This window comes from Actinomadura soli, assembly GCF_005889715.1.
GTDB classification, from domain to species: Bacteria; Actinomycetota; Actinomycetes; order Streptosporangiales; family Streptosporangiaceae; genus Spirillospora; species Spirillospora soli.
In genome coordinates this window covers 1-611 of the sequence record NZ_VCKW01000608.1, presented here as the reverse complement: position 1 = coordinate 611, position 611 = coordinate 1, and the positions used below count along the sequence as shown (strand labels likewise).

Annotated in this window: 1 pseudogene; it reads left to right on the top strand. The window is 68.7% G+C overall.

The features are described from left to right. Positions 1 to 493: pseudogene (locus ETD83_RS42120) on the top strand (hypothetical protein); the annotation flags it as partial. Positions 494 to 611: the final 118 nt, after the last annotated feature.

Sequence of the window (611 nt, the reverse complement as noted above, 5' to 3'; positions counted from 1 at the left end):
CAAGGTCACCCTCGTCATCGACCTGGACACCCTCACCGGCGGCACCGCACCCGCCCGGCTGACCGACGGAACCCCGATCCCAGCCGCACACGCCCGCCGGATCGCACTGAACGCCGGAGTCTCACCGTTGATTTTGGGGCGGGGCAGCATCCCGCTCTACCTCGGCCGCCGTGTCCGGTTCGCCACCCCCGCACAACGCCAAGTCCTCGAAACCCTCTACCCGACCTGCGCCGTCCAAGGCTGCGAAGTCCCCGGCACCCTGTGCGAAATCGACCACGTCCAAGGATGGGTCCTCGGGGCACCCACCGACATCGACCAACTCGCACTGTGCTGCGGATGGCACAACCGCTTCAAACACACCAACCCCGACCAAATCCACATCAGCCACCACAGCACCGGACGCTACGTCTACCGCGTCCTGCCACCACCCGACACCCGCACCATCGACATTCACGGCCCACCCCCCGACGAGATCGGTTGGGCCGCTGCCTGATGGATTGTCAGGCCGGGTCCGGGGCGACTTGTTGGGGGTCGCTGGTCGGCTGGTCGTCGGTGGGTGCGGTGCGGCGGCGCAGGAGGGTGGCCCAGCGGGGGCGGTCGCGGTCTGGGGC